Origin of the sequence: Kitasatospora sp. NPDC058115 (assembly GCF_042884635.1) — a bacterium.
Taxonomy (GTDB): Bacteria; Actinomycetota; Actinomycetes; order Streptomycetales; family Streptomycetaceae; genus Kitasatospora.
In genome coordinates this window covers 80298-105220 of sequence record NZ_JBHVTL010000011.1, presented here as the reverse complement: position 1 = coordinate 105220, position 24923 = coordinate 80298, and the positions used below count along the sequence as shown (strand labels likewise).

Below are 24923 nucleotides of genomic sequence, written 5' to 3'. Positions count from 1 at the left end.
ACCCCGATGCCGGAGATGTCCGAAGAACTCGACCAGATCGCCATCGTCGGCATGGCCGGCCGCTTCCCCGGCGCCCCCGACGTCGACGCGTTCTGGAGGAACCTGGAGGAGGGCCGCGAGTCGATCGCCGTGCTCTCCGAGGAGGAGCTGCGCGCCTCCGGGGTGGACCCCGGGGTGTCGGGCCGTGACGGCTACGTGCCGGCCAAGGGCGTGCTGGAGGGCGCCGACCGCTTCGACGCGGCCTTCTTCGGCTACAACCCGCGCGAGGCCGAGATCATGGACCCGCAGCACCGGGTGTTCCTGGAGTGCGCGTGGGAGGCCCTGGAGTCCGCGGGCTGCGTGCCGGAGGCGTTCGAGGGCCGGATCGGTGTGTTCGCCGGCGCCGGTCTGAACACCTACCTGCTGCACAACGTGACGGCCAACCGGCGGGTCTTCGACTCGGCGGGCCCGTACCAGACGATGCTCGCCTCGGACAAGGACTTCCTCGCCACCCGGGTCGCCTACAAGCTCGGCCTCACCGGCCCGGCGCTGAGCGTGCAGACCGCCTGTTCCACCTCGCTCACCGCGATCCACCTGGCCTGCCAGAGCCTGCTCAACGGCGAGTGCGACCTCGCGCTGGCCGGCGGCGTCTCGATCGGCTCGCCGCTGGAGCAGGGCTACCAGTACGAGCCGGGCGGCATCCTCTCCCCCGACGGCCACTGCCGTCCGTTCGACGCGTCGGCCGGCGGGACGGTGCCGGGCAACGGCGCCGGCGTCGTGGTGCTGCGCCGGCTGGCCGACGCCCGCCGTGACGGCGACACCGTGGACGCGGTGGTGCTCGGCTCGGCCGTCAACAACGACGGCTCGCTGAAGGCCGGGTACACCGCGCCCAGCGTGGACGGGCAGGCCACGGTGATCGCCGAGGCGCTGGCGGTGGCCGGGGTGGAGGCCGGCTCGGTCGGCTACGTGGAGACGCACGGCACCGGCACCGCGCTCGGCGACCCGATCGAGATCGCCGCGCTCACCCGGGCGTTCCGGGAGTCCACGGAGGAGACCGGCTTCTGCGCGATCGGCTCGGTGAAGAGCAACATCGGCCACCTGGACGCCGCCGCCGGGGTCGCCGCGCTGATCAAGGCGGTGCTCGCGCTGCGCCGGGAGGCGATCCCGCCGTCGCTGCACTTCACCAAGCCCAACCCCGAACTCGACCTGGAGTCCGGCCCGTTCTTCGTCAACGACCGGCTGCGGCCGTGGCCCCGGGGCGGCGCGCCGCGCCGGGCCGGGGTCAGCTCGTTCGGCATCGGCGGCACCAATGTGCACCTGGTGCTGGAGGAGGGCCCGGCCCCCGAACCCGCCCCGGCCGCCGAGCCCGCCCCGGCCGCCGGGCCGGACGGCGCGCCGGTCGTGCTGCCGCTGTCCGGGCGGACGCCGGAGGCCCTCGCGCAGGGCGCCCGCCGGCTCGCCGACCACCTGGAGGCCCACCCGGCGACGGCACCGGCCGACCTCGCCCACACCCTGGCCCACCACCGCCGCGCCTTCGCCCGGCGCCGCGCGGTGGCCGGCCGCGACCTGGCGGAGATCGTCGCCGCGCTGCGCGCCGTGACCGCCGCCGGCACCGCCGAGGCCGCCGAGCGGGCCCGGGTCGCCTTCCTCTTCCCCGGCCAGGGCACCCAGTACGTCGACATGGCCCGCGGCCTGTACCGCCACGAGCCGGTGTTCACCGCCGAACTCGACCGCGCCGCCGAGCTGTTCGCCGCCGAGCTGGGCGAGGACCCGCGCGCGCTGCTGTTCCCCGCGCCCGGGCGGGCCGCGGCGGCCGAGGAGCGGCTGACCCGCACCGAGTTCGCCCAGCCCGCGCTGTTCCTGGTCGAGTACGCGCTGGCCCGCCACTGGGAGTCCCTGGGCGTGCGGCCGGGCGCCATGGCCGGTCACAGCGTCGGCGAGTACGTCGCCGCCTGCCTGGCGGGCGTGTTCTCGCTGGAGGACGCGGTGCGTCTGGTGGCCGCCCGGGGCCGGCTGGTCCAGGCGATGCCCGCCGGGTCCATGCTCACCGTGTTCCTCGCCGAGCGCGAGCTCGCGCCGTGGCTGGACGCCGACCCCGGCCTCGCCGTGGCGGCGGTCAACTCCAGCGAGCTGAGCGCGGTCTCCGGCCCGGCCGGGGCGGTGGACGCCCTGGAGCGCCGGCTCAAGGCCGCCGGCGTCGCCTGCCGCCGGCTGCACACCTCGCACGCCTTCCACTCCGCCGCCATGGACGGCGCGGTCGGCCCGCTGGTCGAGGCGGTCCGCGGGGTGCGGCTGAGCCCGCCGCAGATCCCGTTCTGCTCCAACGTCACCGGCACCTGGATCACCGACGAGGAGGCGACCAGCCCGGAGTACTGGGGCCGCCACCTGCGCGAGCCGGTCCGGTTCGCCGACGCGGCCGCGCTGCTGCTGGCCGATCCGTCCTGGGTGCTGCTGGAGGTCGGGCCGGGCCACACCCTCGGCGACTTCGTCCGCCGCCACGACGCCTGGCAGGAGGGCCGCACGGTGGCCGGCTCGCTGCGCCACCCGCAGGAGCGGGAGGACGACCGGGTCCGGCTGGCGCAGGCGCTGGGCGCGCTGTGGAGCGCCGGGGCGCCCGTCGACCCCGCCGCCCTCGCCCCGGCCGGGGGCCGGGTGCTGCGACTGCCCGGCTACGCCTTCCAGCGCGAGCGCTACTGGGTCGACCCGGACCCCGGCACCGCCGCCGCACCGGAGCGCCCGGCCGGACCGGTGCCACTGGAGGACTGGTTCCGCACGCCCGGCTGGAAGCGCCTCGCCCCGGCCGCCGCCCGGCCCGGCCGGGACGGCGAACCGCTGTGGGTGGTGCTCGGCGACGGCACCGCCCTCGGCGCCGCGCTCGCCGACCGGCTGGCCGGCGCGGGCGCGCCCGTGGTCCGGGTCGCCGTCGACGACGGCTCCGCCCGCACCGACGGCCTGCGCGTCCCCGGCCCGCACCGCCTCGGCGAGCACGCCTGGACGCTGGACCCGGCCGACCGCGCGCAGCTCGCCGGACTGCTCGGCTCGCTGGACCTCGGGGACGCCACGGCCCTGCGGCTGGTGCACGCCTTCAGCCTCGGTGACGACCCGTCCGAGGACGCCGCCGTCGACGAGGACCGGCTGGCCGCGGCCCGCCGGCTCGGCCTGGACAGCCTGAGCGCCCTCGCCCAGGCCGTCGGGGACGTCCGGCCCGCCGTCCCGGTCACCGTCGACGTGCTCTGCCGCGGCGTGCACGCCGTCACCGGCGAGGAGGCGCTGCGCCCCGAGCAGGCCCTGCTGGCCGGCCCGTGCACCGTCCTGCCGCAGGAGCTGCCGGACACCGTCTGCCGGCTGCTGGACCTCACCGGCACCGACCCCGGCGACCCCGGCCGGGAGGCGGTGGGCGCCGTGCACGCGCTGCTGCTGCGCGAGCCCGCGGAGCGCGACCTCGCCCTGCGCGGGCGGCACTGGTGGGTCCGTGACTTCGACGCCCTGCCGCTGGCCGCCGACGACCGGCCGGCCGGCGGCCCGGCGCAGCTACGCGACGGCGGCGTCTACCTGGTCACCGGCGGGCTCGGCGGCGTCGGCCTGGCTCTCGCCGAGCAGCTGGCCGAGGGCGCGGCCTCCCCCGTCCTCGCGCTGCTCGGGCGCTCCGGCTTCCCCGCCGAGGACGCCTGGCCGGCCTGGCTGGAGGCGCACGGCGAGCAGGACCCGACCAGCGTCCGGATCCGCCGGCTGACCCGGCTGCGCGAGCGCGGCGCCAGGGTCGCGGTGCTGCGCGCCGATGTCACCGACGAGCCGCAGCTCGCCGCCCGGCTGGCCGAACTGCGCGAGCGGTTCGGCCCGTTGAACGGCTTGGTGCACGCCGCCGGGGCGCCGTCGGCCGGGATGCTGGCGCGCCGCACCCCGGCGGAGGCCGACGGCGTGCTGGGGGCGAAGACCCTCGGCACCCTGCTGCTGGACCGGCTCTGCGCGGACGACCCGCTGGACTTCCTGCTGCTCTGCTCCTCGGTCAGCGCCGTCCTCGGCGGCCCCGGCCAGAGCGACTACGGCGCGGCCAACGCCTTCCTGGACGCCTACGCCCAGTGGCGGCGCCGCCAGGGCCGGCCGGTGACCTCGCTCGGCTGGGGCACCTGGGAGGGCGTCGGCATGGCCGCCGGGCTCACCGCCAGGACCGGCGCGGCCGGCGAGGAGACCGGGCACCCGCTGCTGCGGCCGGTGCGGTCCGAGGGGACCACCCGGGTCTACGAGACGGTGCTGTCCACCGCGGACAGCTGGATCGTCGACGACCACCGGCTGATGGACCACGGGCTGGTGCCGGGCACCGCCTACCTGGAGCTGGTCCGCGCCGCGCTCGCCGGACAGGCCGGCGAGCGCGACATCGAGCTGCACGACGTGCTGTTCATGACGCCGGTGATCGTCCCCGACGGGCAGACCCGGACGGTGTACACCACCGTCGAGGAGCACGAGGGCCGCACCCGGTTCACCGTCCGCAGCCGCCCCGGCGAGGGCGCGCCCTGGCGCGAGCACGCCGTCGGCTCGGCGTCGTTCCACGAGCGCGGCCCGGACACGGTGCGCGACCTGGCCGAGGTGGAGGCCCGCTGCGAGGTGACCGAGGTCCTGGAGACCGAGGAGGAGATCCGCCGCCGGCTGGGGGTGGAGCGCTTCGAGGAGGGCGGCGGCCCGCTGCAGTTCTGGTTCGGGCCGCGCTGGCAGGTGCTGGAGACCATCCGCACCGGCGGGCGGCGGATGCTCGCCACCCTGCGGCTGGACGACGCCTTCCTCGCCGACCTGGACGCCTACCCGCTGCACCCGGCGCTGCTCGACATGGCCGGCGGCGTGTTCCGGCTGCACGCCGAGGACCCGTACTACCTGCCGCTGACCTACCGGAGCCTGCGGATCCTGCACCCGCTGACCGGCACCGTGCACGTCTCGGTGGAGATCAGGCACCCCGCCGGGTCGACCGGCGAGACCCTCAGCTGCGACCTCGAACTGCTCGACCCGGACGGCCGGCTGCTGGTCCGGGTGGGCGACTTCACGGTCAAGCGGATCAACGACGTCGACGCCCTGCTGGAGCAGATCGCGCAGACCGTCGCCGAGGCCGAGGCCGCCGGCGGGTCCACCGCGGCGGCCGGGGACGGCGGGGACGCCGGGGACGCCGGGACCGGCGCGCGGCCCGCGGCCGCCGGGGCGCTCGCCGCGCTCGGCGAGGGCTTCACCGAGGAGGACGGCCGGGCGGCCTTCGCCCGGGTGCTGGCGCAGCCCGACCTCCCGGCCCACCTGGTGGTCACCCCGCAGGACTTCGGGGCGCTGCGCCGGCTGGCCCGCTCGATCACCCCGGCGCTGCTGGCCCGGGAGCTGGAGCAGCTGGCGCCGCTCGGCGGCAGCCACCCGCGCCCGGACCTGGCGACCCCGTTCGTGGCGCCCGCCACCGAGCAGGAGGAGGCCGTCGCGGCGCTCTGGCGGGAGGTGCTGGGCGTCGAGGAGGTCGGCGTGAACGACGACTTCTTCGCCCTGGGCGGCCACTCGCTGGCCGCCGTGCAGATCAACACCCGGATCCAGGGCCGCTTCGGGACCGAGCTCGACCTGCGGGACTTCTTCCAGTCCCCCACCGTCGCGCACACCGTCCGGCTGCTGGCCGGGGGCGGCGGCGGGGACGCCGAGGACGCCATCGAGGCGATCAGCCGTGACGCCTCCGTCGAACTCGACGGCCTCGGCACCCTCGACGGCCCGCACGGCCCCGACGGCCCCGACGGCCCGGACGCGCTCGGCGACCTCGACCTCGACGACCTCGACGGCCTGTCGGACGACGAGGTGGAGGCCCGGCTGCAGGCCCTGCTGGCCGAGGAGTCCGCCGAGCAGGGGGACCAGGAATGAGCACCCGCGACACACACGAGGACGGACGCGCGATGACCACCCCCGACCCGGCGACCCTGTCCGCCGCCGAGAAGCGGGCCCTGCTCGCCGAGCGCCTGCGCCGCAAGCAGGCCGCCGCCCAGCCCCGCCGGCACCGGTTCCCGGCCTCCTTCCCGCAGCAGCGGATGTGGTTCCTGGACCAGCTGACACCCGGTGACACCGCCTACAACGTCTGCGGCGCCACCCGGATCCGCGGCCCGCTCGACCTGGAGCTGTGGCGGCGCGCCGTCTCCGCGATCGCCCGCCGCCACGAGGCGCTGCGCACCACCTTCCGCGCGGTGGACGGCGAGCCGGTGCAGGTGGTCACCGAGGGCGCCGAGCCGGAGTTCGCCGTCGTCGCCTGCGAGCACCTGGCCGGCCCGGACGGCGAGGAGGGCATCAAGGCGCTGGCCCGGGAGGAGTTCGCCCGTCCCTTCGACCTCGCCACCGGCCCGCTGGTGCGGATGCGCTTCCTGCGGCTGGCCGCCGACGAGCACGTCCTGCTGCTGACCATCCACCACATCGCCGGTGACCTCTGGTCCACCTCGGTGTTCCTGGACGAGCTGGTCACCCTCTACGGCGGGTACGCCTCCGGCACCGAGGCCGTGCTGCCCGCGCTGCCGATCCAGTACGCCGACTACGCGGTGTGGCAGCGCAAGCGGCTGGACGGCGACGGCGCGGCGGGCGACCTCGCCTACTGGACCGCGGCCCTCGCCGGCGCCCCGGCCGCCCTGGAGCTGCCCACCGACCGGCCGCGGCCCGCCGTGCGCACCACCCGCGGCGGCTCGCGCCCGTTCGCGCTGTCCGCGCCGGTCATGGACCGGGTGCGGGAGTTCAGCCGGGCCGAGGGGGTCACCCCGTTCATGACGCTGCTCGCGGCCTTCCAGGTGCTGCTGCACCGCTACACCCGGGAGGAGGACGTCGTCGTCGGCGTGCCGGTCGCCAACCGGGGGCGCCCCGAGGTCGAGCGGCTGATCGGCTACTTCGCCAACATGCTGGCGCTGCGCACCGACCTGTCGGGCGCGCCGTCCTTCCGGGAGCTGCTGGCCCGGGTGCGGCCGGCCTGCCTGGGCGCCTTCGCCCACCAGGAGCTGCCGTTCGAGCGGCTGGTCGAGGAGCTGCACCCGCAGCGCGACCTCTCCCGCACCCCGGTCTTCCAGGTCTCCTTCGTCTTCCAGAACATCGCGATGCCCTCCTTCGACGTGGCGGGCCTGCACCTGGAGCCGATGGAGGTGGAGAGCGACACCGCCCGCTTCGACCTGGAGCTCCAGGTCTTCGACCGCCCCGAGGGCCTGAGCGGCCGCTTCGAGTACAACAGCGACCTGTTCGAGGCGGCCACCGTCGACCAGCTGGCCGGCCACCTGCGGCTGCTGGTCGAGCAGGTGCTCGCCGACCCGGACCGTCCGATCGGCGAGGTGCCGCTGCTCGCGCCCGACGAGGAGCGGGCGCTGCGCGAGCGGGGCAACGACACCCGCCGGCAGTGGCCCGACCGGGGCCCGGTCCACCACCGCTTCGCCGAGCGGGCCGCCCGCACCCCCGACGCCGAGGCGGTGCGCTGCGGCGCCGAGGCCCTGACCTACGCCGAACTCGACGACCGCTCCGCCCGGCTGGCCCACCGGCTGCGCCGGCACGGCGTCGGCCGCGACGTCCTGGTCGGCGTCTGCACCGAGCGCTCGGTCGACCTGGTGGTGGCGCTGCTGGCGGTGCTCAGGGCGGGCGGCGCCTTCGTCCCGCTGGACCCGGAGTTCCCGCCGGAGCGGATCGCCTTCATGCTCGCCGACTCCGGGCTGCCGGTGCTGCTCACCCAGCGCCCGGTGGCCGGGCGGCTGCCCGCCTGCGGCGCCGAGGTGCTCTGCCTGGACGAGCTGCGCGAGGAGCTCGCCACCGAGCCGGCCGGCGACCCCGGCGCCCCGGTGGACGAGGACGACCTCGCCTACGTGATCTACACCTCCGGCTCCACCGGGCGGCCGAAGGGCGTGCAGGTCCCGCACCGGGCGCTGACCAACTTCCTGCACGCGATGGGCGAGCGGCCCGGCCTGGCGGCGGACGACACCCTGCTCGCGGTCACCACGCACTCCTTCGACATCTCGCTGCTGGAGCTGCTGCTGCCGCTGGTGCGCGGCGCCCGGGTGGTGGTCGCCGAGCGTTCCTCGGCCGCCGACGGCGAGCGGCTGTCGCGGCTGCTGGCCGCCTCCGGGGCGAGCGTCATGCAGGCCACCCCCTCCACCTGGCGGATGCTGCTGGACGCGGGCTGGCGGGGCGCGCCGGGCCTGAAGGTGCTGGCCGGCGGCGAGGCGCTGCCCGAGGACCTCGCCCGGCGGCTGCTGGCCGGCGGCGTGGAGCTGTGGAACATGTACGGGCCGACCGAGACCACCATCTGGTCGGCGGTGGCCGAGGTGGGCGAGGGCCCGGTCTCGATCGGCGCGCCGATCGCCAACACCGAGCTGCACGTGCTGGACGAGCGCGGCCGGCTGGTGCCGCCCGGGGTGCCCGGGGAGCTGACCATCGGCGGCGCCGGGCTGGCCCGGGGCTACCTGGGCCGGCCGGAGCTGACGGCCGAGCGGTTCGTCCGGCACCCCTTCGACCCGGACCCGGCGGCCCGGCTGTACCGCACCGGGGACCTGGTGCGCCGCCGCCGCGACGGCGGCATCGACTTCCTGGGGCGGCTGGACCACCAGGTGAAGCTGCGCGGCTTCCGGATCGAGCTGGGCGAGATCGAGAGCGAACTGGCCGCCCACCCGGAGGTCGGCCACGCGGTGGTGACGGTCCGTGAGGACGTTCCCGGCGACCAGCGGCTGGTGGCGTACGTGGTGCCGGCCGCGGACGGCGGCACCGCTGCGGCCCCGGAGTGGCCCGACCAGGTCGACGAGTGGCGCCGGATCTGGGACACCGCCTACGACGAGCCGGAGGACGCCCCGGCGCCCGACGCGGCCCCGATCCCCGGCGAGGACCTGCGCGGCTGGAACAGCAGCTACACCGGCGAGCCGATCCCGGCCGCCGAGATGCGCGAGTGGGCCGACCGCACCGCCGAGCGGGTGCTCGCCCTGCGCCCGCGCTCGGTGCTGGAGATCGGCTGCGGCACCGGTCTGATCCTCCAGCGGGTCGCCCCGCACACCGAGCGCTACTGGGGCACCGACATCTCGCAGGTCGCCCTGGACGGCCTGCGCCCGGTGGTCGACGCCGCCGCCGGGGCCTTCGGCGAGGTCGCCCTGCACGCCTGCCCGGCCGACCGGCTGGACCGGCTGCCCGAGCGGCTCTTCGACGTCATCGTGCTCAACTCGGTGGTCCAGTACTTCCCCGACGAGCGCTACCTGCTGCGGGTCGTCGAGGGCGCGCTGAGCCGGCTGGCCCCGGGCGGCTCGCTGTTCCTCGGCGACATCCGCAGCCTGCCGCTGCTGAGCGCCTTCCACCTCTCGGTGCAGCTGGCGCACGCCGAACCCGGCCTGCCCGGCGCCGAGTTGCTCGCCCGGGTGCGCCGCCGGGTGGAGGAGGACGAGGAGCTGGTCTTCGACCCCGGGCTGTTCACCGCCCTGCCGCGGCGCTTCCCGGCGATCGGCGAGGTCCGGGTGCTGCCCAAGCGGGCCGCCGCCGCCAACGAGCTGAACCGCTTCCGCTACGACGTCGTGCTCACCACCGGCGGTCCCGCCGCCGGGCCGGCCGGCGAGCCCGCCGCCGAGTGGCTGGACTGGACGGCCGAGGGCCTGAGCGTGGCGGCGCTGCGCGAGCGGCTGACCACCGAACGCCCCGCGCTGCTCGCCGTGCGCGACGTGCCCAACGCCCGGCTGCGCGACCTCGCCGACACCCTCGGGCAGCTGACGGAGGGCGACGCCCCGGCGACCGGCCGCCCGGAGGCGGTCGACCCCGAGGAGCTGTGGTCCCTCGCCGACGCCACCGGCTACCGGATCGACCTCGACTGGTCCGGCCACGGCCCCGACGGCGCGCTCACCCTGGTCGCCCGCCGGACCGGCGCCGACGGCACGCCCGCGCCCGGCCTGCCGCGCCTCGCCGAGGTGCCGGCGAAGGAGCCGGACTGGGGCCGCCACGTCAGCGGCACCCGCCGCCGGCTGGCCCGCCGGCTCGTCCCGGAGCTGCGCACCGCCCTGGCCGGACGCCTGCCCGCCTACATGGTCCCCTCCGCCTACGTCCTGCTCGACGCCCTGCCGCTGACCCCCAACGGCAAGACCGACCGCAAGGCGCTGCCCGCCCCCGACGGCGAGCGCCGCGACCTCGCCTCCGCGTACGTCGCCCCGCGCGACGAGCGCGAGGAGGCGCTGTGCGCGCTGTTCGCCAAGGTGCTCGGGGTGCCCGCGGTCGGCGTCCACGACAGCTTCTTCGACCTGGGCGGCCACTCCCTGCTCGCGACCCGGCTGGTCTCCCAGATCCGCTCCGCGCTGGGCGCCGAGGTGCAGGTCCGGGCGCTGTTCGAGACCCCGACGGTGGCAGGCCTGGCCCGTCACCTGGCCGGTGAGGGCGCAGCCGCGGCTTCTGCGCGCCCGGAACTGGCGCCCGAGCCCCGGCCCGCCGAACTGCCGCTGTCCTTCGCGCAGCGCCGGCTCTGGTTCCTGGACCGGATGCAGGGCCCCTCCGCCACCTACAACATCCCGATGGCGGTGCGCCTGGGCGGACCGCTGGACGCCGTCGCGCTGCGTGCCGCGCTCGCCGACGTGGTCGAGCGGCACGAGGCGCTGCGCACCGTCTTCCCCGACACCGCCGGTGTCCCGCGCCAGCACGTGCTGGGCCCCGACGCCGGGCGCGCCGTGCTGACCGTCACCGAGGTGCCCGAGGCCGACGCGGCGCCCGCCGTGGAGGCCGCCGCCCGCCACCGCTTCGACCTGACGCGCGAACTGCCGGTGCACGCCGAGCTGCTGGTGCACGGCCCGCAGCGGCAGACCCTGGTGCTGGTGGTGCACCACATCGCCGCCGACGGCTGGTCCGTCGCCCTGCTCGGACGCGACCTGGCCACCGCCTACGCCGCCCGCCGCGACGGCCGCGCGGCACGCTGGGCGCCGCTGCCGGTCCAGTACGCCGACTACACCCTGTGGCAGCGCCGGCTGCTCGGCGACCAGGACGACCCGGACAGCACCTGGAACCGGCAGCTCGCCCACTGGCGCCGGGCGCTGGACGGCCTGCCGGAGCGGATCGCGCTGCCCGCCGACCGGCCGCACCCGGCCTCGGCGAGCCGGCGCGGCGGCACCGTCGCGCTGCGCTGGGACGCCGCGCTGCACGCCGCCGTCGCCGAGCTCGCCCGGCGGCACGACGCCAGCGAGTTCATGGTCGTGCACGCCGCCCTGGCCGCGCTGCTGCACCGGCTGGGCGCCGGGGACGACGTCCCGGTCGGCGCGACCGTCGCCGGGCGCACCGACGCCGCCACCGAGGAGCTGGTCGGCTTCTTCGTCAACACCCTCGTACTGCGCGCCGATCTGAGCGGCCGCCCGACCTTCCGGGAGCTGCTGGCGCAGGTCCGCGAACGCGGCCTGGACGCCTACGCCCACCAGGAGGTCCCGTTCGAGTTCCTGGTGGACGCGCTGCGGCCGGCCCGCTCCACCGCCCACCACCCGCTGTTCCAGGTGATGCTGGCCTGGCAGAACGTCCCCGACGCGGTGCTCGGCCTGCCGGGCCTCACGGAGGAGGTCGTGCCGGTGGACACCGGCGGCGCCCGGATGGACCTGGTGTTCTCGCTGACCGGCCGGCGCACGCCGGGCGACGGCGCCCCGGCCGGGATCGACGGCGTCGTCGAGTACAACGCCGATGTCTTCGACCCGGCGACCGTGGAGCTGCTGGCCGAGCGGCTGCGCCGGATGCTGCTGGCGGTCTGCGCGGCGCCGGAGCGCCCGGTCGGCGAGGTCGAGCTGCTCGCCCCCGAGGAGCGGCAGCGGCTGCTGACGGACGGGAACGGCGCGGCCGGGGCCCCGGCCGCCGCCACCCTCCCCGCGCTGTTCGAGGCGCAGGCGGCCCGCACCCCGCAGCGGCTCGCGGTGCTGGACGCCGAACGGGAGCTGACGTACGCGCAGTTGGAGGCGGAGGCCAACCGGCTCGCCCGGCTGCTGATCGGCCTCGGCGCGGGCCCGGAGCGGCCGGTGGCGGTGGCGCTGCCGCGCTCGGCCGCCTCGGTGGTGGCGATGCTGGCCGTGGTCAAGGCCGGCTCGGTCTACCTGCCCGTCGACCCGGACTACCCGGCGCAGCGGATCGCCTTCCTGCTCCAGGACGCCCGCCCGGTCCTGCTGCTGACGGCCGGTGAGGCCGCCGGGGCGCTGCCGGCCACCGACGTCCCGGTGCTGCGGCTGGACGCGCCGCAGACGGCGGCCGAGCTCGCCGCCCTCCCCGTGACGGCGCCGTCGGACGCCGAGCGCACCGCTCCGCTGACCCCGGCGAACGCCGCGTACGTCATCCACACCTCGGGTTCCACCGGCACGCCCAAGGGCGTGGTGGTCACCCACACCGGCCTGGCGGGCCTGGTCGCCGCGCAGCGCGAGGGCTTCGGCCTGGACGAGGAGAGCCGGGTGCTGCAGTTCGCCTCGCCGAGCTTCGACGCCTCGGTGGCGGAGCGCTGCGACGCGCTGCTGACCGGCGCCGCGCTGGTCGTCGTGCCCAAGGAGGAACTGCTCCCGGGCGAGCCGCTGGCCCGCACCTGCGAGCGGTACGGGGTCACCAATGTGACGCTGCCGCCGAGCGTGCTGGCCGCCGTGCCGCCGGGCGGGCTGCCCGCCGGGCTGTCGCTGGTGGTGGCGGGCGAGTCCTGCCCGGCCGCGCTGGCCGACCGCTGGTCGGCGCACGGGCGGATGGTCAACGCCTACGGCCCGACCGAGACCACGGTGTGCGCCACCCTGACCGGACCGCTGACGCCCGGCGGGGGCGTTCCGCCGGTGGGCCGGCCGATCCCCGGCGCCCGGGTGTACGTGCTGGACGAGGGGCTGCGGCCGGTGCCGCCCGGCGTGCCCGGCGAACTGTTCGTCGCGGGCGCCGGGCTGGCCCGGGGCTACCTGGGCCGCCCCGGTCTGACGGCCCGCCGCTTCCTGGCGGACCCGTACGGGGAGCCGGGCACCCGGATGTACCGCACCGGGGACCTGGTGCGCCGGCGGGCCGACGGCCGGCTGGACTTCCTGGGCCGCACCGACCACCAGGTGAAGGTGCGGGGCTTCCGGATCGAGCTGGGCGAGATCGAGTCCGCGCTCGGCGCCCTGCCGGAGGTGGCGCAGGCGGTGGCGGCGGTCCGCGAGGACCAGCCGGGCCGGCGGGCCCTGGCCGGCTACGTGGTCCCCCGCCCGGGGACGGCGCCGGACCCGGCGGCGCTGCGGGCCGCGCTGGCCGCGCAGCTGCCGCCGTACCTGGTGCCGGCCGCGGTGGTGGTGCTGGCGGAGCTGCCGCTGACCGCCAACGGCAAGGTGGACCGGGAGGGGCTGCCGGCGCCGGAGTTCACCGCGGCCGCCGGTTCCGCCCGCCCGCGCACCGCGGCCGAGGAGACGCTGTGCGCGATCTACGCCGAGGTGCTGGGGCTGGCGGAGGTCGGCACCGGGGACGGCTTCTTCGACCTCGGCGGCGACAGCATCCAGGCGATCCAGGTGGTCTCCCAGGCCCGTACGGCCGGGCTGGTGATCGGCGCCCGCGACGTGTTCGCCCACCCGTCGGTGGCCGAGCTGGCGGCGGTGGCCGTCCGGGCGGAGGACGCGGCGGACACCGAGGACATCGGGACGGGTGAGATCGCCCCCACCCCGATCACCGAATGGCTGCGCGAACTGGACCTGCCCGCCGAGGAGTGGGGGCGGTTCAGCCAGGAGGCCGTGGTCGCCGTGCCGCCGGCCGGGGAGCTGGACCTGCCGCGGCTCGCCGCCGTGCTGCAGGCACTGGTCGACCACCACGACGTGCTGCGCTCCCGGCTGGACACCCGGGCCGACGGCCGCTGGGTGCTGCACGCCGGGCCGGCCGGTTCGGCGCCGGTCGCGGACCACCTGCTGCGGGTGGACGCCGAGGGCCTCGACGCGGCCGGGCTGCGGGCGCTGACCGCGGAACAGGCCGCCGCCGCCCGGAGCCGGCTGGACCCGCGCGCCGGGGTGATGCTCCAGGCGGTCTGGCTGGACGCCGGGGCGCACCGCCCCGGACAGCTGCTGCTGGTGCTGCACCACCTGGTGGTGGACGGGGTGTCCTGGCGGATCCTGCTGCCCGATCTGCGGGCCGCCGGCGAGGCGGTGCTCGCGCAGCGGCCGGTGCCGCTCGCCCCGGTGGGCACCTCGGTGCGCCGCTGGGCCGGACTGCTGGCCGACGAGGCCGCCGATCCGCGGCGCGTGGCCGAACTCCCGGCCTGGCAGCGGCTGCTGTCGGACACGCCGGCGCTGCTGCCGGCCGGCCCGGAGCCGGCCGGGGGAACGGGCCGGCTGGTCCTCACCCTGCCGGCCGAGGCCACCGCCGCGCTGCTCGCCACCGCCCCCGGCGCCTTCCACACCGGCGTGCAGGACGTGCTGCTGGCCGCGTTCGGCATCGCCCTGGAGGAGTGGCGCCGGCGCCGCGCCCCCGAGCGGGCGCCGGACGGCGGGGTGCTGGTGACCGTGGAGAACCACGGGCGTCAGGAGGACCTCGCGGACGGGGTCGACCTGTCCCGTACGGTGGGCTGGTTCACCAGCGTCCAGCCGGTGCGGCTGGCGGCCGGCCCGCTCGACTGGCCGCAGGTCGAGGCCGCCGGGCCCGAACTGGCCGCCGCCGTGGTCCGGATCAGGGAGCAGCTGGCCGCCCTGCCCGGGGACGGCCTGGGCCACGGCCTGCTGCGCCGGCTGAACCCGGAGACCGCCCCGGCGCTGGCCGCGCTGCCGGCCCCGCAGGTGGCGTTCAACTACCTGGGGCGCTTCGCCGACGCCGGTCCGGACGCCCTCTGGGCGCCGGTCACCGCCGACGCGGCGCTCGCCCTCGGCGGCACCGGCACCGAGGACGGCGCCCCGGCCGGACTGCGGACCCACCCGGTGGAGCTCAACGCCGTCACCTACGACGGCCCCGACGGCCCGCGCCTGGCGGCCGGCTGGACCTGGGCCCGGGGGGTGCTGGACGAGTCCGCGGTGCGCGAGCTGGCCGAGACCTGGTTCGCCGCCCTGACCGCCGTCGCGGCCTGCGCCGCCCTGCCGGACGCCGGTGGCCCGGCGCCCGTCCGCCCGGCGGCGCAGCCCCGGCGCCGCCGCCCGGCCGCGCGCGGCGGCGTCCCGCGCGCCGACCGCACCGGCGGGGTGCCGCTCTCCTTCGCCCAGCTGGACATCATGCACCAGCCGGTCGACCCGGAGGCCTCGCACCACAACGTCATCACCGCCACGGTGCTCACCGGCACCCTCGACCCGGCGGCGCTGCGCGAGAGCCTGGACGCGATCGTGGCCCGTCACGAGGCGCTGCGCACCCGGATCGTCGAGGACGGCGCCGGTTCCTGGCGCCAGCTGGCCGACCCGTCGGGCGGCTGGCCGCTGGCCGCGGTGGACCTGAGCGGCGAGCCCGAGGAGACCAGGACCGGGGCGCTGCGACGGCTGGTCGAGGCCGAGGTGGACCGCCCGTTCCGGCTGGCCGAGGGCCCGTTGGTGCGCGGCACCCTGGTGACCACCGGGCCGGACACCTGGGTCCTGGTGCTGGTGCTGCACCACATCGTGGTCGACCTCTGGTCGTACGCGCTGCTCGGCCGCGAGCTGGGCGAGCTGTACGCCGCCCGGGTGCTGGGCCGCGAGCCCCGGCTGCCCGAGCCGGCGCTCCAGTACCCGGACTGGGCGGCCTGGCAGCGGCGGCGGCTGGCCGACGGCGAGCTCGACGAGCACGTCGCCCACTGGGAGCGGCTGCTGACGGACCTGCCGGAGCTGCCGCGCTTCGAGGCGCCCGAGCACCAGAAGGCCGAGGCCGTCGAGGGCTACACCAGCGGCTTCGTGCTGGAGCCCGAGGTCACCGCGGCGCTGAAGGAGGCCGCGCAGCGCGAGGGCACCACGCTGTTCATGCTGCTGCTGTCCGCCTTCCACCTGCTGCTGCAGAGCTACGCGCAGGAGGAGGCCGGCACCGATCTCGCGGTGGGCTTCCCGCTGGCGGGCCGGGAGCACCCGCAGACCGAGCAGATGATCGGCTTCTTCATCAACCCGGTCGTGGTCCGCCCCCGCCCGGCCGGCGACGCCACCGTCCGGGACCTGGTCACCGCCGTGCGGGCGGGCGTCCTGGACGCCCATCGGCACCAGGAGGTCCCGCTGCGGTGGCTGCGCCGGGACGCCGGGGAGGACCGCAACCCGCTGCGGCTGCTGTTCAACCTGCTCAACGTCGCGGGCGACCCGCTGGACCTGCACGGGCTGAGCGCGGCGCCGCTGAACCTCAACGTCGGCGACGCGGAGGTGATCCCGGAGCTGATCACCGAGATGCGCCCGCACAACGCCGACCTCTACCTGATGATGCACGAGTCCGACGCCGGGCTGCGCGGCCTGTGGCTGTACGCGCCGGACCGGATCGACCCGCGCTCGATGGCCGCCATGATGCGCCGGTGGCCGGCCGTGCTGGACCTGCTGACCGGCGAGCCCGACCTCCCGCTGGCCGAGCTGCGCCGCCGCGTGCGGCAGCATCCCGCCTCCTGACCCCGCCCGTTCACCCCCTCCCCGAAAGGCACGCCATGCACCGCACGGCCACCCCCGTCGCGCTGATCACCGGCGGCACCCGCGGCATCGGCCGGGCCACCGCCCTGCGGCTGGCCGAGGACGGCTACGACGTCGCCCTGTGCTACAGCAGCGACGCCGAGTCCGCCCGCACCCTGGAGAAGGAGCTGCGGGACCTCGGCCGCGCCGTCTACGTCCGCCGCACCGACGTGGCCGACGCCGCCGCCGTCCGCGAACTGGTCGACGGGGCCGAGGACGCCCTCGGCCCCGTCACCGCCCTGGTCGCCTCGGCGGCGATCCTGCGCGACACCCCGCTGCTGCTGATGGAGGACCAGGACTGGCACGACGTCCTCCAGGTCAACCTGAGCGGCGTCTACCACGCCTGCCGCGCCGTGATCGACGGCATGGCGCTGCGCCGCCACGGCGCCATCGTCACGCTGTCCTCCGTCGCCGGGGTCTGCGGCAACCCCGGCCAGACCAACTACGCGGCCACCAAGGCCGGCATCATCGGCTTCACCCGCTCGCTCGCCCAGGAGGTCGGCCGCTACGGCATCCGCGCCAACGTGGTCGCGCCCGGCTACATCGACACCGACCTGGTCGCCGACCTCCCGGAGGAGGCCGTCGAGCAGTCCCTCGACCAGGTCGCCCTGCGCCGCCTCGGCCGCCCCGAGGAGGTCGCCGACCTGGTCGCCTTCCTGCTCTCCGACCGGGCGAGCTACCTCACCGGCGAGGTCGTCCGCATCGACGGCGGCTTCCGCTGACCCCCTTCCCCCCTCTGGAGCCCCCCGTGTCCGACACCCGCTGGACCGTGCTGGTCAACGACGAGGAGCAGCACGCCCTCCATCCCGCCGCCCTCCCCGCCCCCGCGGGCTGGCGTCCCGCCGGCTTCACCGGCACCGAGGACGCCTGCGAGTCCTGGGTCGACGCCCACTGGAGCGACCTGCGCCCGCTGTCCCTCCGTCAGGGGGCCGCCCGCACCTGAGGTGGACACTTCACCACGACCCGTGACCGTGCTAGCGTCCTGGCGGTGTCGAGGATTCTGGTCACCGATCTGGACGGCACCCTGCTCGGCGGCAGCCCGGACCAGCGTCGGCGGTTGCGGGACGCGTTGCTCCGCCACCCCGAGGTGACCCCGGTCTTCGCCACCGGCCGGGGTCCCTCCGCGGTCCGCGAGGTCCTGCGCGACCCGCTCGTCCCCCGGCCGCGCTGGATCGTCGCCGACGTCGGCGCCACCGTCCTCGACGGCACCGACCTCACCCCGCTGGACGCCCTCCAGGACCGGCTGCGGGCCGGCTGGCCGGGAGAGGACCGGGTGCGCGCCGCACTGCACCGCTTCCCCGACCTCACCTACCAGCACGACGTCGTCCAGGACGGCCGCTGCTCCTACCGGCTGGCGCCGCGGCACCTCACCGCCGACCTCACCGCCGCCGTCGAGGCGCTGGGCTGCGCCTGGGTGTACTCCGGCGACCGCTACTTCGACGTGCTGCCGCCCGGGGCCTCCAAGGGCACCGCCGTGCGCGCCCTGGCCGGCAAGCTCGGCTGGCGGCCCGAGGACGTCCTGGTCGCCGGCGACTCCCTCAACGACCTCTCGCTGTACCGGCTCGGCACCCACGCGGTGGTGGTCGGCGGCGCCGAGCCCGCCCTGCTCGCCGCGCTCGCCGACACCCCGCACGTGCTGCGCCCCGAACACCCCGGCGCGGCGGGCATCCACGCCGCCCTGGACACCCTCGGCTGGATCTGAACCGCTACGGCAGGATGCCGGCCCGGCGGGCGGCCACGACCCAGCGGGGGAACTGGGAGAGCAGCCGGTCGTACAGCTCCGGGTCGGGCAGGGTGCTGATGTCGTCCACGGAGAAGAAGCCGACGTTGTCCACGCGCCGGCCGGGCAGGTCGTCGAAGCGCTGCAGCACGCCGTAGTCGGAGCGGCCCAGGCCCACGAACTGCCAGAAGACGGGCTCCTCCACGGACGCGCGCAGCTCGCGCTCGATCTCGGCGTTGCGGTAGACGCCGCCGTCGGAGAAGAACAGGACCAGGGTGGGCGCCGCGGCCGGGTTCCTGCGCACGTGGTCCCGCACCTCGGCGATGACCTTCTGCTCCTCGTTGCCGATGCCGACCGCCCTCATGTCGACCCGGCCGTCGGGCAGCCGGTTGCCGCGCCGGCGGCGGCCGAACAGCCCGGCCAGCTGCCCGACCCGGACGTGCTGCAGCCACTCCGGCAGGTCCCCCACCCGCAGGTCGGGCAGCCGGGCCGGGTTCGACGCGAACGTCCACGCCTGCATCGTCCCGTCGTCGTCCAGCTGCGCCGCCACCGCCACCATCCGCTCCACCACGTCGGACACCACGCCCCGGGCGTAGAGCGCGGACATCGACCCGGAGGCGTCCAGGACCAGCACGACCCGTGCGACCATGCCCGCCGCCCCGTGCTTCTCCAGACTCACCGCCACCTGCCGCTTGCGCAGCGACAGCCGTTCCCGCATCCCGGCCGGGAGCCTCTCCTCCTCCCCCGCGCCGCCGCGTTCCTCGTCGTCCACGGTGACCCCGAAGTCGGCCGCCAGCCCCGCGAGCCCCGACGCGTACCCCTGCCCGAGCGCCCGGAACCGCCACTGTCCGCCCCGCCGGTACAGCTCACCGCCGATGAGCACCGTCTCCGGCCCCGCCACCGGCTCGAACCGCGCCAGCTCCCGCTGCGTCCCCGCGTCGACCAGCCGCACCACCAGCCCGCGCACCTGCCCGAAGGTCCCGCCGTCCGCCGAGGCCACCAGCACGATCCGTTCGACGCCCGGTTCCACGGCCGCCGGCCCCACCGCGAGCCGGTCCGTCACCACCCCGTCCCCTTCGGCCTTCCCCTGATGGACCACCGCCCCCGACGCATGCCGCGGCTGGTTGTGGAACACGAAGTCCCCGTCCCCCCGCACCCGGCCGTCCGCCGCCACCAGCAGGGCCGACGCATCGACATCGGGTCCCCCGGCCCCTCGGCCGATCTCCACCCGCACGGCCGCCGCGTCGACCGGCACATTCGCACCCGCACTCAAGCCTCGCTCCGTCATGGACACAGTCTGGCAAGGCTCCTCCCCGCCCCGACAGGACCGTGCCGCCGCTCGCCGGGTCAGAGCCCGGCGTAGGGGGCGATGGTGGCCGCCGTGGCCGCGCACCGCAGGTAGTTGTCGGCGTGGTGGAAGCGGAAGAGGGAGCTGACCGACGTGGTGTGGTCCAGGGCGATCCCGTCGAAGAACCGGCTCAGCCCGGGAGGGACGGCGACGGGGTCGCCCGGGTCGGCGATGTTCACCCAGCGAATCCCGCCGGGCAGGCCCGCACCGCGCGCCCGGGTGCCGTCGGCGGGCTGCGGAGCGGGGACGAGGCGGTCGAAGACCACGCGGGGCAGCGCGAGCGGCGAGCCCAGGGTGAGGAACAGCTCGGGCCGCAGCTCCGGGTGGGCGTGCAGGGCCTCGTAGGCGACGACCGAGCCGAGGGAGTGCGCGACGACGACGCGCGGCCGGTGCCGGGCGATGCGCGCCGCGACCTCCTCGCGCGCCGCGAGGCGCTCCGGGGCATCGGCTGCGCGCAGGTACGCGGCCACCTCGCCGCACAGCAGCCGGACGAAGACCCCGAGCCGGCCCTCGGCCAGGTCGAACCTGCGCGCCAGCCAGGACGAGAACGCGCGCAGCGGCACCGCGGCGTTCCCCTGCGCCACCTCCTCCGGCACCCCCAGCTCCCGCGCCCACGCGTCGAGCACCTCCTGGGCGAGCGGGTCGTCGAGGAAGTCGCCGCCCCGGTCGCCCTGCGGCGCCGGGCCGGGGCGGAGCTTGTCCGCGTAGTAGGCGAAGTCGGCGTCGATCCGCTCCGGCGCCGTGCCGAGCCCCGCCGCCAGGTCCCGTGCCCAGGCGGCGGCCTTGAGCGCCCGGAGCTCCTCCTTGCGCGCGTCGGAGATGCCGGCGCCGAAGCTGTTGTGGATGCCGTGCACGGCGACGACGCGGAGCGGTGAATCGGTGATGCCGGTCAACGGAGTCTCCTGAGAAGGGGGTCCAGACTGAGGGTGGCCACTTCGCGGCCGAAGCCCGCCACGACGGTGCCGTCGGCGGTGACCGTCACGGCGGTCACCGCGGCGGGGAGGTGGAACGTGGTGCGGCAGGTGCCGGTGGTGAGGTCCCAGACCCGCACCACCCCGTCGCCGCAGCCGAGGACGGCGTGCGGACGCCCTGCGAGGTCGGCCACCGCCGCCGCCCCGACCCCGCCGGTGTGACCGGCGAGCAGGCGGACCCGGGCACCGGTGGTGAGGTCCTGGACCGACGCCGATTCCCCGTTGCCGGTGACGACGGCGTGGGGGCGTCCGTCGATCTCCGTCACCGCGACCGCGTGAACCCCGCCGGTGTGGCCGTCGAGTTGACGAACGTGGGTGTCGGTGGTGAGATCCCACAGCCCCACCGAACCGTCGCCGACGACAAGGGCGTGGAGGCGTCCGTCCAGGACCGCCACCGCCACCGCGTTCACCCAGCCGGTGCGGGTGTCGAGCCGGCCGACCTGGGTACCGGTGGTGAGGTCCCACAGCCGCACCGCCCCGTCGCCGCAGCCGGAGACCGCGTGCGGACGCCCGTCCAGGACCGCCACCGCCACCGCGTTCACCCAGTCGGTGTGGCCGGTGAGCCGGCCGACCTGGGTACCGGTGGTGAGGTCCCACAGGCGCACCGCCCCGTCACTGCAGCCGGAGACCGCGTGCGGACGCCCGTCCAGGACCGCCACCGCCACCGCCCTCACCCCGCCGAAGTGGCCGGCGATTCCCCGGACCCGGACACCGGTGGTGAGATCCCACAACCCCACCGAACCGTCGCCGGCGGTCACCACGTGGGGGTGTCCGTCGAGCTCCGTCACCGCCACCGCCCTCACCCTGTCGCTCTGGCCGGTGAGCCGGCGGACCCGGGTACCGGTGGAGAGATCCCACAACCGCACCAACCCGTCCCGGCAGCCGGTGACGGCGTAGCGGCGCCCGTCGAGGTCCGCCACCGCCACCGCCCTCACCCCGCCGAAGTGGCCGGCGATCCCGCGGACCCGGACACCGGTGGTGAGATCCCACAGCTTCACCGAACCGTCGCTGGTGGTGAGGGCGTGGGGGCGCCCGTCGAGCTCCGTCACCGCCACCGCCCCGACCCCGTCGGTGTGACCGGCGAGTTGACGAACCTCGGTGCCGGTGACGAGGTCCCTCACCTGCGCCGACTGGTCGTTCCCGCCGGTCACGGCGTGGGGGTGCCCGTCCAGGACCGTCACCGCCATCGCGTTCACCCCGCCGAAGTGGCCGGTGAACCGGCGGACCCGGGTGCCGGTGGTGAGGTCCCACAGCCCCACCGACCCGTCGCTGCCGCCGGTGACGGCGTGGGGGCGCCCGTCCAGGACCGTCACCGCCACCGCCCCGACCCTGACGGTGTGGCCGGTGAGCCGGCGGACCCGGGTACCGGTCGTGAGGTCCCACAGCCCCACCGACCCGTCGCTGCCGCCGGTGACGGCATGGGCGCGCCCGTCCAGCACCGCCACTGCCACCGCCCCTGCCCCGCCGATGAGTTGACGGGCCTGGGTGCCGGTGGTGAGGTCCCACAGCCGCACCGACTCCGCACTGGCGGTGACGGCGTGGGGGCGCCCGTCGAGGTCCGCCACCGCCACCGCCACGACCCTGCCGGCATGGCCGGTGAACCGGCGGACCTGGGTGGCGGTGGTGAGGTCCCACAGCGCCACCGACCCGTCGCCGCACCCGGCGACGGCATGAGGGCGCCCCGTGAGGACCGCCACCCCCAGCGCATGGACCGCGCCGTTGCGGCCGACCATGGTGCGGATCAGCGCGGTGGAGACCTGGCCGCCCGTGGCCCAGCACACCCGCCAGTCGGCGTCGCCGGGGAGTTCGTCCTGGAGCGGGGCGATGCGGAAGCGGGCGGCGTCCAGGGCGAGGAGCTGCCGGCGCACCGCGGGTGGCAGCGTGTGGTGGACGCCCCAGGAGGCGCGGTAGACGGCGGCGACCAGCCGGGCCCGGTCGGAGCCGGCCCGGGACAGGGCGTCGGCGAGGGCGTGGGGGTCGGCGTGCTGGAGGTGACCGGCGTCGTCGAGGAGCTCGTCCAGGCGTCCGGCGTCGACGGCGTGCTGGGCGGTGTGCCGCAGCAGGTAGTCGGCGGCGTTCTGCCACAGCGGGCCGCCGTTGCGGTCCCGGGGGACGCCGAGCAGGAGGTGTTCGAACAGGCGCTGCGCGGGGCCGGGCAGCGGGTCCGTCGCCGGCGACGGGTCCTCGGGCGACGGGTCACCGGCGGGCCCGCGCAGCCAGTCGGCGAGGCCTTCGTGGAAGAGCCGGTAGAGGGTGGTGCCGTCGGCGTCGAGGTCGCGGCGCAGGTAGAAGCGTGCGTCCCCGTCGAGAAGGGCGTACAGCTGCGGCAGGGACGGAGGCGGGTCGCCGTCGGCGGTGAAGGCGGCGGCGGCGTGGACCAAGACGCTCTCGGGCATGCCCCGGCCCTGGGCGAAGGCGAGGGCCGTGAGCACCGGTCGCAGGTGGGGCTGGTCGGCGTGGCGCCGCAGGTCGAGTTCGAGGAGGTCGGGGAGGCTGCGGGGCACGGCCCCTCCCAGCCGCCGGGCCTCCTCGGGTGTGTCGGCGGGCGGCAGCGCCAGCAGGTGGTGGACGTAGAGTCCGGTGGTCAGGAACTCCCCCCAGTGCGGGGCTTCGGCGTCCGCGCCCGGCCGGTCGGCGTCGGCGGGTGCGGTGAGGGCTTCGGCGATCGCGTCCGCGAGGGCGTCCCGGGCGGGCCGCAGGGTGCTGCGGGTGTACGGCCCGTCGGCGGTGAGCAGCCGTTTCGCGTAGGCGGTCAGGTCCGCGCGGAGCTCGTGCGGTGCGACAGTGCTCAGGTCCGTCAGCGATCCGCCGTCCCGTGCCAGGCCGAGGAGCTCGTCGAACCGGTCCTCCTCGCGGGTGGCGACCAGCAGCCGCAGCGGCCCGCCGGTCGTCCGCGCGTGCCGGGCGAGCGGGAGCAGCAGGGCGGTGGTGACGTCCCGGGGTCTGAGGGCTTCGTCGAGGGCGTCGATGACGACGGTGACCGGGCGCTCGCCGGAGGGGATCAGGTCCAGCAGGCGCTGCGCCGGGCTCGCGTCCGGGGCGGGCGCCTGCCCGTCCGGGGAGCCCGCAGCGCCCGGGGTGACGATGTGGCGGATCTGGCGGACCAGGGAGGCGACGATGTCGTCGAGGCCGAGGCGTCGTGCGTGGACGGCGGCGATCCGGTCGTTCTCGCCCGGGACGTGGTCGTCGAGGGCGGCCCACAGGGGGCGGGTGTGGCGGCGCAGCGCGGGGTGGGCGGCGCACAGCAGGATGCCGAGGAGCGCGGACTTGCCGGCGCCCGGTCTGCCGGTGACGACCCGCAGGTGCGGGGCGGCGGTGTCGTCGTCGAGCCAGCCGGTGAGGGTGTCGAGTTGCGCGGTGCGGCCGCTGAAGTAGCCCTCGGTCCAGTCCCGGGCCACCGGTTCGCCGCCGCCGGCGCGGCGCATGAAGTGCAGGGGGTCCGCGGCCCAGTCCGCCAGGCGGGCGATCTCCGGCGGCAGGTCCGGTGCCGGTCCGCCGTGCTGCGGGGCGTAGCAGGGGTTGGGGAAGAACGGCAGCCGGGAGAGGTCGGCGTGACCGGGGACGAGGCTGGTCAGGACCGACTGCGGCAGCCCGCCGGCCTGTTCGGCCATCTCGTCGACGGTGCGGCCGATGTCCCGCCAGACCGTGGCGGAGGGGATGTGCGGCAGGGAGGGGTCGAAGCGGACCTCCAGGTCCCGGTAGCGTTCCAGCACCCGGACCAGGGCCCGGCTGAGGCGGTAGCCGAACGCCTGCCGGTCCGGTCCGGTCGCGGCGAGCACCCAGGCCCGGCGCCTGTCGACGTCCATCCGCGCGTGCCAGGCGGTCACCGCCGCCTGTCCGCTGTAGCAGACGTCCAGGACGAACAGGGTCACCGGCCGGTGCCGGTCGGGGTGGTCCTCGATCAGGTCGATCCAGCTGCCCACCGGCCGGCTGAGCCGCTCCCCGTCGCTGCCCAGGACGTACAGCTTCTCGCTGCTGCCGTCGGCGAGTTCGCCGTGCCCGACGATGTGCACGATCAGCACGTCCGCGTCCTCGGCCTCGACCGCGGCCTCCACCAGCCTCCCGTAGTCCGCCCGGGGCTGCGGCTCCGCGGCCGGGCGCCGGGTGTACCGGAACTCCGCCAGGATCCCCGCCACCCGGTCGGCGTGCGCAGGAGCCTCCTCCAGGACGTCCAGGCCGAAGCGCGGCGAGTCCCCGTCCTCGGTCCGGGTCAGCGCGATCCCGAGCGACAGCACCGCGTACCGCGGCTCGCCCGCGGCCTGCGTCCGCTCCTCGCCCAACGCCACCCTCCGCCCCCGGTCCCCCGGTCCCCCGGTCCCCCGATCATCGCGGTTCGACGATAGACACTTCCCGCCCCGGTGGGGCCGGATCGCCCGGATCGGAGCGGTGGT

Annotated in this window: 8 protein-coding genes; 5 read left to right on the top strand and 3 right to left on the bottom strand. The window is 76.5% G+C overall.

What is annotated here, in order from left to right; all coding sequences use genetic code 11:
- Nucleotides 1-6: 6 nt before the first annotated feature.
- The 5 genes from ACFVVL_RS14125 to ACFVVL_RS14105 are packed head-to-tail and all read left to right on the top strand — an operon-like array spanning nucleotide 7 to nucleotide 18195.
- Nucleotides 7-5850: an SDR family NAD(P)-dependent oxidoreductase gene (locus ACFVVL_RS14125; RefSeq protein WP_387674681.1), complete on the top strand. Its 5844-nt coding sequence runs from the start codon at nucleotides 7-9 to the stop codon at nucleotides 5848-5850.
- 32 nt (nucleotides 5851-5882) lie between these two features.
- Nucleotides 5883-16436 (top strand): amino acid adenylation domain-containing protein, encoded by a 10554-nt coding sequence (locus ACFVVL_RS14120; protein ID WP_387674678.1) that lies wholly within the window; start codon nucleotides 5883-5885, stop codon nucleotides 16434-16436.
- A gap of 35 nt (nucleotides 16437-16471) precedes the next feature.
- Nucleotides 16472-17215: a 3-oxoacyl-ACP reductase FabG gene (fabG, locus tag ACFVVL_RS14115; protein ID WP_380292914.1), complete on the top strand. Its 744-nt coding sequence runs from the start codon at nucleotides 16472-16474 to the stop codon at nucleotides 17213-17215.
- Nucleotides 17216-17241: 26 nt separating this feature from the next.
- Nucleotides 17242-17436 carry an MbtH family protein gene (locus ACFVVL_RS14110; RefSeq protein ID WP_387674675.1) on the top strand — a complete coding sequence of 65 codons (195 nt, stop codon included), beginning with the start codon at nucleotides 17242-17244 and terminating at the stop codon, nucleotides 17434-17436.
- 45 nt (nucleotides 17437-17481) lie between these two features.
- Complete coding sequence (locus ACFVVL_RS14105; RefSeq protein ID WP_387674672.1) at nucleotides 17482-18195, top strand: HAD-IIB family hydrolase; 714 nt, start codon at nucleotides 17482-17484, stop codon at nucleotides 18193-18195.
- Between the two features lie 4 nt (nucleotides 18196-18199).
- On the opposite strand, the gene ACFVVL_RS14100 is transcribed toward ACFVVL_RS14105, so the two are convergent.
- Genes ACFVVL_RS14100 through ACFVVL_RS14090 form a run of 3 tightly spaced genes read right to left on the bottom strand, consistent with a single transcriptional unit; the run spans nucleotide 18200 to nucleotide 24818 of the window.
- Nucleotides 18200-19501 (bottom strand): VWA domain-containing protein, encoded by a 1302-nt coding sequence (locus ACFVVL_RS14100; RefSeq protein ID WP_387674669.1) that lies wholly within the window; start codon nucleotides 19499-19501, stop codon nucleotides 18200-18202.
- A gap of 59 nt (nucleotides 19502-19560) precedes the next feature.
- Nucleotides 19561-20454, bottom strand: coding sequence for a serine peptidase (locus ACFVVL_RS14095; RefSeq protein WP_387674667.1), 894 nt, complete (start codon nucleotides 20452-20454; stop codon nucleotides 19561-19563).
- Nucleotides 20451-24818: an AAA family ATPase gene (locus ACFVVL_RS14090; RefSeq protein ID WP_387674664.1), complete on the bottom strand. Its 4368-nt coding sequence runs from the start codon at nucleotides 24816-24818 to the stop codon at nucleotides 20451-20453. Before ACFVVL_RS14090 ends, ACFVVL_RS14095 begins: the two co-directional genes overlap by 4 nt.
- Between the last annotated feature and the right edge of the window lie 105 nt (nucleotides 24819-24923).